Raw genomic sequence first — 7,124 nt, 5'->3', positions numbered from 1 at the left:
GCCTGCCGCTCGTGGTCGTCGTTGGTGTGGCTGTGCAGGAAGCACACCGCCACCGCCTGGACCCCGGCCGCGGACAGCTCGACGGCGAGCTGCTTGACGGCGGTGCCGTCCAGGGGGGTGTCGACCGCGCCGTCGGCCAGTACGCGTTCACGGACACCGAAGCGCAGGTGCCTCGGTACCAGCGGCCGAGGCAGCTCCAGGGCGAGGTCGTAGAGCTCGTACCGGTGTTCGCGGCCCATCTCCACCACGTCCCGGAAACCCTCGGTGGTGAGCAGCGCGGTACGGGCGCCACGGCGCTCGATCAGCGCGTTCGTGACCAGGGTGGTGCCGTGCACGAAGGTGGTGATGTCCGCGGCGTCGAGCCGGTGCGCGGCCAGGGTCTGGCGCAGCACCGTCTCGACGGCGGCAGCGGGTTCGCTGTGGGTGGTGAGGGTCTTCCCGACGGCGACGATCCCTGAGTCGTCGAGGATCGCCATGTCGGTGAAAGTGCCACCGATGTCTACCCCGACGCGCAGCGCGCGGGAGTGGGTCATTGAAGTCCTCCGGGGCGGGTCTGGGGAAACGTGCGCAGCGCCTCTTCCACGGTCATCGGCACGCCCGGTGGACGGTACAGATCGTCCGACGATTCAGCAAGAGTTCGTCGGACGATTGCTACCCTCTGACTTCCGTGACACCGGGAAGTCGGCCGGGCGCCCCTGGGGCCGCGGCCGCGGAATGGAGCAGCAATGACGGATTCGGCCGGCACCGCCAGCCGCGTGGCGGACGCCCTGCGCACACAGATCATCTCGGGCGAGCTCAAACCGGGGACCCGCCTCTCCGAGGAGCGCGTGAGAGAGGCCCACGGCGTCTCCCGCAGCACGCTTCGCGAAGCCTTCCAGCGGCTCATCCGGGACCGGCTGCTCGTCCACGAACTGAGCCGCGGCGTCTTCGTGCGCCGCCTGTCCCGGGAGGACGTGGCCGATCTCTACGAGGTCCGGCGGATCGTGGAGTGCGCGGCGGTGCGGAGCATCCGGAGCCTGACACCCGCGGGCCTGCGCAGGATCACCGCCTCCATCTCCGACGGCGTCGCCGCCGCGGAGGAGGAGCGGTGGGACGCCGTCGCCGCCGCGAGCATCCGTTTCCACGAGGCCCTGGTGGCGCTCGCCGGCAGCGAGCGGCTGAACGCGATGATGAGCGGCGTCCTGGCGGAGTTCCGGCTCTCCTACGTACACATGGACGACCCCCAGGTCTTCCACGCCGCCTACCTCGCACGGAACAGGGAGATCGCCGAGGCGCTCCGCTCGGGGGACGTCGAGGGGGCGGCCACGCTGCTGGCGGCCTACCTGACGGACTCGGAGGTGGAACTCCTGAAGGGCTACTCCGGCTGACACCTCACGGGGCGCCTGTCGGACGAAGAGCGAAATCACCCGTTCAGATCCCTTGCGTATCGTCGGACGATTTCCTACAGTCGCCGCACTGTCGACCGCGGCATGTGACCGCCTGTACTTCATCGGGAGCCCCTGTGAGTGCTGCCTGCGAAACCGTCGTCCCCGAGGGGGACGGCGCACCTGGAGGGCGACCGACTCCCAGCAAGTCCACACTGCGCCGAGCGACCGCCGGAGCCACGGTCGGCAGCGTCGTCGAGTGGTTCGACGTCGCCGTGTACGGCTACCTGGCCGGCGTGCTGGGCAAGGTCTTCTTCCCGGCCAGCGACCCCACCACCCAACTGCTCAGCTCGTTCGCCGTGTTCGCCGCCGCGTTCCTCGTACGGCCGCTGGGCGGCATCTTCTTCGGCACACTCGGCGACCGCATCGGCCGGCAGAAGACCCTGGCCTGGGTCATCGTCTCGGTGTCGATCGCCACCCTGTGCATCGGTCTGCTGCCGTCCTACGCCTCGATCGGGCTGCTCGCCCCCGCCCTGCTGGTGCTCCTCCGGCTGATCCAGGGGTTCTCGGCAGGCGGCGAGATGGGCGGAGCGTCTGCCTTCGTCGCCGAGTACGCGCCGAAGAAGCGGCGCGGATATCTGGTGAGCCTCGTCGAGATGGGCTGCATCCTCGGCTTCCTGCTCGGGTCGCTGGTCGTGATGGTGCTGCACTTCGCCCTGAGCGCCGAACAGGTCCAGGACTGGGGCTGGCGCGTGCCGTTCCTGATGACCGCCCCGCTCGGGTTCATCGGGCTCTACATCCGGAACAAGCTGGAGGAGACCCCCGAATTCGCCGAGCTGCGTGCCCGGGGCGGCCTCGCCAAGCACCCACTGCGCGAGTCGGTCACCCAGCACTGGCGGTCGATCCTGCGGACCGCCGGATTCGCGCTCTTCCAGAACGCCGCGCTGTACGTGATCCTCACGTTCATCCCCAGTTACCAGGAGACGACGCTCGGCCACACGGCCACCCTCGCCTCGGTTTCGGCGGTCGTCTCCATGTCCCTGGTGTGCCTGACGATCCCGCTCACGGGCGCGCTGTCCGACGTGGTCGGAAGAAGGCCCGTACTCGGCGGCGCGTGCGGCCTGGCCCTGCTCTTCGCGTATCCGCTGTTCGTCCTCATGGACTCGTCGAACACCACGCTCGTGGTGCTCGCCCACTGCGGTCTGGGCCTGATCCTGGGGACTTTCCTCGGCCCCACCCTCGCCGCGATGAACGAGATGTTCAGCACCCGGGTCCGCTACGGTGGCTTCTCGCTCGGCTACAACTTCTCGGTCTCCGTCTTCGGAGGCACCGCACCCCTGCTCGTCACCTTCCTCGTGGCCCGGACGGGGATCGTCGCCTCCCCCGCCTTCTACATCATGGCGAGCGCCCTCATCACCCTGGTCGTGGTCCTGACGACCAAGGAGACGGCACCACGGAAGACCGGCGAGGCCTGAGAACCCGTCCCGACCCGGGCCACTCCCCCTCACCCCCTCTCCCGGGCCGCCCCGACGACGACCGGGGGGCGAGTGGCCGGGAGGCCGTCCTCCCGGCCGTGCTCCGGCGACGGCCATACCCCAGAGACGAAGGAACCAGTAGCGTGACCACTACAGCGCAGGCCGGCCCCGACGCGGCAGTCGTGGCCGAAGCCCTCCGCCTGGGGGACTGCGGCGAGGTCGCCGACGACGCCGGTCGCCGCGCCCAGTACTCCGCCGACGCCTCCAACTACCGGCAGATCCCCCTCGTGGTGGTCTTCCCGCGCCAGCGCCGGCACGTCCTCAACGCCCTCGCCGTCTGCCGGAGCCTGGGGGTACCGGTCACGGCGCGCGGGGCGGGTACCAGTACCTCCGGGCAGGCGGTCGGGCCGGGCGTGGTGCTCGACTTCTCCCGCTCCTTCAACCGGCTGCTGGCGCTCGACCCGCAGGCACGGACGGCGACCGTGCAGCCGGGTGTCGTCCTCGACGACCTGCAGTCGGCCGCCTCCGACCACGGCCTGCTGTTCGGTGCCGACCCCTCCACTCACAGCCGCTGCACGCTCGGCGGCATGATCGGAAACAACGCCTGTGGTTCACACTCCCTGGCCTGGGGGCGCACCGCGGACAACGTCCTCGAACTCGACGTGGTCACCTACCGGGGCACAGTGGTCCGTCTGGGCGAAATGACCCGACGCGAGATCGACGAGGCCGTGGCCCAGGACGACGACCGCGGACGGCTGATCGCCGCGCTGCACCGGCTCGCCCAAAACAACCTGGCGGAGCTACGCACCGAACTGGGGCGGTTCCCACGCCAGGTCTCGGGCTACGCGCTGGAGCACCTGCTGCCCGAGCACCGGTTCAACCTGGCCAGGGCGCTGGTCGGAAGCGAGGGCACGCTCGCCGTCATCCTGTCGGCGACGGTCCGTCTCGTCACTCCGCCGCCGGCCCGGGCTCTGGTCGTCCTCGGGTTCCAGGACGCCTGCGCGGCGGCCGACGCCGTGCCGGCCCTGCTGGAGCACGGGCCGCTGGCGCTGGAGGGTCTCGACCACGCACTGACCGACATCGTCACCCGGCCGGAGACCCGGGAGACGATCGACACCCTGCCCACGGCTCAGGCGTGGCTGTTCGCCGAGCTCGGCGGCACCACGCGGGAACTGCCGCAGCGTGCCAGGGCGCTCGCCGAAGCCGCCCGGCAGACAACGGGCTTCACCGGGGCGGAGGTCATCACCGATGCCTCGCGCGCCCGGCGGCTGTGGCGGATCAGGGAGGACGGAGCGGGCTTGGCCACGCGCCTGCCCGACGGGTCGGAGGCGTGGCCCGGCTGGGAGGACGCCGCGGTCCCACCGGAACGACTCGGCTCCTACCTCCGGAAGTTCACCCAGCTGCTCGGTCAGCACGGACTGCAGGGTGCGGTCTACGGCCACTTCGGCGAGGGCTGCCTGCACGTCCGTATCGACTTCGACTTCACCACCGAAGAGGGCACCGCGGTCTTCCGGGCCTTCGTCACCGACGCCGCCGAACTCGTCGCCGCCCACGGCGGCTCCCTCTCGGGCGAACACGGTGACGGCCAGGCCCGCTCGGAACTGCTGCCCCTCATGTACGGGCCCGGGATCATCACCCTGTTCGAGGAGTTCAAGAACATCTGGGACCCCGACAACGGTCTCAACCCGGGCATGATCGTGCGCCCGCTGCCGATGGACGGCAACCTCCGCATCAGCCCGCACCGCACCCCGCTGCCCCTGGCGACCGTCTTCCCCTTCCACGCCGACGACGGCGACTTCGCCAAGGCCACCCGCCGCTGCGTCGGCGTCGGCAAATGCCGCACCACCGCCCACCGGGGCGACGTCATGTGCCCGAGCTACCGCGTCACCCGGGACGAGAAGGACTCCACCCGCGGCCGCGCCCGCCTGCTGTACGAGATGACCCAGGGCGAAGTGATCACCGACGGCTGGCGGTCCACGGAGGTCCGCGACGCCCTCGACCTCTGCCTGTCCTGCAAGGGCTGCAGCGTCGACTGCCCGGTCGGCGTCGACGTGGCCACGTACAAGTCCGAGTTCCTGCACCACCACTACAAGGGTCGCGTCCGGCCCGCCTCGCACTACACGATGGGCTGGCTGCCGCTGCTGTCCCGGCCGGCGGCCCGGATGCCCCGGCTGGTCAACGCCCTCACCTCCTCCCGGCTGGCGCCCCTCGTCAAGCGGCTGGGCGGCATCGCCCCCCAGCGCGCGGTCCCCCGCTTCGCGGACGAGACCTTCCTGACCTGGTTCCGGCGGCGTACACCGGGGGGTGACGGCCGTCACGGGCCGGTGGTGCTGTGGGTGGACTCCTTCAACAACCACTTCACCCCCGACGTCCTCAAGGACGGGGTCGCGGTGCTGGAGGACGCCGGCTTCCGCGTCCAGGTCCCCGACGGCACCCAGTGCTGCGGACTGACCTGGATCACCACCGGGCAACTCGGCATCGCCCGGCGTATCGCCCGGCGCACCACCGCCGCCCTCGCCCCGGCGGTCGCAGACGGCGTACCGGTGGTGGGCCTGGAACCCAGCTGCACAGCGGCGCTCAAGACCGACCTGCCCGAACTCCTCGACGGCGACGACGACGCCCGCGCCCTCGCCCTGGCCACCACCACCCTGGCCGAACTCCTCGTCCACCGGGCCCCCGACTGGCAGCCCCCACGGGTCGACACCTCGTCCATCAGCCAGACCCACTGCCACCAGCACGCCACCTCCGGCTTCGGCGCCGACAGCGCACTGCTGCGACGCATGGGCGTCGACAACACCGTGCTGGAGTCCGGCTGCTGCGGCCTCGCCGGGAACTTCGGCTTCGAGCGCGGCCACTACGAGGTCTCCGTCGCCGCGGGAGAACAGGTCCTGCTCCCCGCCGTACGCGCGGCCGCCTCCGACACCCACGTCCTGGCCGACGGCTTCAGCTGCCGTACCCAGATCGCCCAGCAGACCGACCGCGCGGGCACCCACCTCGCACAGCTCATCGCCCGCGCGCTGCCCACCCGCTCTTCGCCCGACTCGTCCCACTGCCCCTCGACGGACAAGGAAGCCACCCATGACTGACGCCCTCTCCCTCATCGACGACTGGGGCCCCGAGAAGATCGTCGTCGTCTCCCACCGGCGCACCGGCATGAAGGGCGTCCTGGTCATCGACAACACCGCCCGCGGCATCGGCAAGGGCGGAACCCGCATGAGCCCCACGGTCACCGTGGACGAGGTCGCCCGCCTCGCCCGGGTCATGACGTGGAAGTGGGCCGGTGTGGACCTCTTCTACGGCGGAGCCAAGGCCGGCATAGTCGCCGACCCCGCGTCCCCCGACAAGGAGGCGGTCCTGCGCGCCTTCGCCCGTGCCCTGTCCAACGAAGTGCCGCGCGAATACGTGATGGGCCTCGACATGGGGCTCACCGAGAGCGACGCCGCGATCATCCAGGACGAACTGGGCGACCGCGGAGCGGCCGTCGGCACCCCCGAACACCTCGGCGGCGTGGCGTACGACAAGCTGGGCGTCACCGGCTACGGCGTCGCCGAGGCCACCGACGCCGCGGCCCGACGCCCCTGACCGGCGCCCGCATCGCCGTCCAGGGCTTCGGTGCCGTCGGGGGCGCGGCAGCCCGGCGCTTCGCCGAGCTCGGCGCCACCGTGGTGGCGGTCTCCACCGCCCACGGGGCCCTCCACGCCCCCGACGGCCTCGACGTCGAAGCCCTCCTGACCGCACGTCAGGAGCATGGGGACCACTTCGTCACCCGCCACCACCAGGGCACGGTGCTCGCCTCCGGAGCGGAACTCACCGTGGACTGCGACATCCTGGTGCCCGCCGCCCTGCAGGACGTCATCGACCGCACCACCGCCCGCACCGTCAAGGCCGAGATCGTCGTCGAGGGCGCCAACCTGCCCACCTCCCCCGAGGCCCAGGACATCCTCGCCGAGCGGGGCATCACGGTGCTCCCGGACTTCGTCGCCAACGCCGGTGGCGTGGTCGCCGCCGCCTTCGCGATGGACGCCCGGTACTCCGGCTTCCGCCCGGACACCACCGCCATCTTCGACACGATCTCGACCCGGCTGCGCGCCAACGCGGTCACCGTCCTCGACGAGGCCGAGCGCCGGAACACCACCCCGCACACGGCCGGCCGCGCCCTGGCCGAACAGCGCGTCCGCGTCGCGATGCAGAGCAAGGGCCACCTCCCCCGCACCTGACCGGGCAGCCTCCCCCGCCTCGGGTCCCGCTCCCGCCAGGGGCGGGGGCCGGGGCCGGCATCGGCGGG

The 7,124-nt window shown here is 71.3% G+C and carries 4 protein-coding genes and 1 pseudogene; 4 read left to right on the top strand and 1 reads right to left on the bottom strand.

Going from position 1 to position 7,124, the window contains the following annotated elements; genetic code table 11:
• Positions 1-533 (bottom strand): hydantoinase/oxoprolinase N-terminal domain-containing protein (locus IH13_RS0122975; RefSeq protein WP_037842101.1); only part of this gene is annotated, 533 nt, incomplete at its 3' end.
• 192 nt (positions 534-725) lie between these two features.
• Between IH13_RS0122975 and IH13_RS0122970 the strand changes: the two genes are divergently transcribed.
• From IH13_RS0122970 to IH13_RS38185, 4 genes and pseudogenes are all read left to right on the top strand, one after another.
• Entirely contained in the window at positions 726-1,367 is a 642-nt protein-coding gene (locus IH13_RS0122970; RefSeq protein ID WP_037842098.1) for a GntR family transcriptional regulator, read from the top strand.
• 134 nt (positions 1,368-1,501) lie between these two features.
• The gene (locus IH13_RS0122965) at positions 1,502-2,839 is read left to right on the top strand and encodes an MFS transporter (RefSeq protein ID WP_031087350.1); all 1,338 of its coding nucleotides are present in this window, start codon (positions 1,502-1,504) and stop codon (positions 2,837-2,839) included.
• A 143-nt stretch (positions 2,840-2,982) separates the two neighbouring features.
• Positions 2,983-5,925 (top strand): FAD-binding and (Fe-S)-binding domain-containing protein, encoded by a 2,943-nt coding sequence (locus IH13_RS0122960; RefSeq protein ID WP_051835900.1) that lies wholly within the window; start codon positions 2,983-2,985, stop codon positions 5,923-5,925.
• Positions 5,918-7,056 (top strand): annotated as a pseudogene (locus IH13_RS38185) (Glu/Leu/Phe/Val family dehydrogenase). The gene IH13_RS0122960 and the pseudogene IH13_RS38185 overlap by 8 nt, the downstream one beginning before the upstream one ends.
• Positions 7,057-7,124: the final 68 nt, after the last annotated feature.

Source organism: Streptomyces sp. NRRL WC-3549 (genome assembly GCF_000721935.1).
Taxonomy (GTDB): domain Bacteria; phylum Actinomycetota; class Actinomycetes; order Streptomycetales; family Streptomycetaceae; genus Streptomyces.
Note: the sequence above shows the minus strand (reverse complement) of the source record. Positions and strands in the feature narration are given on the sequence as shown.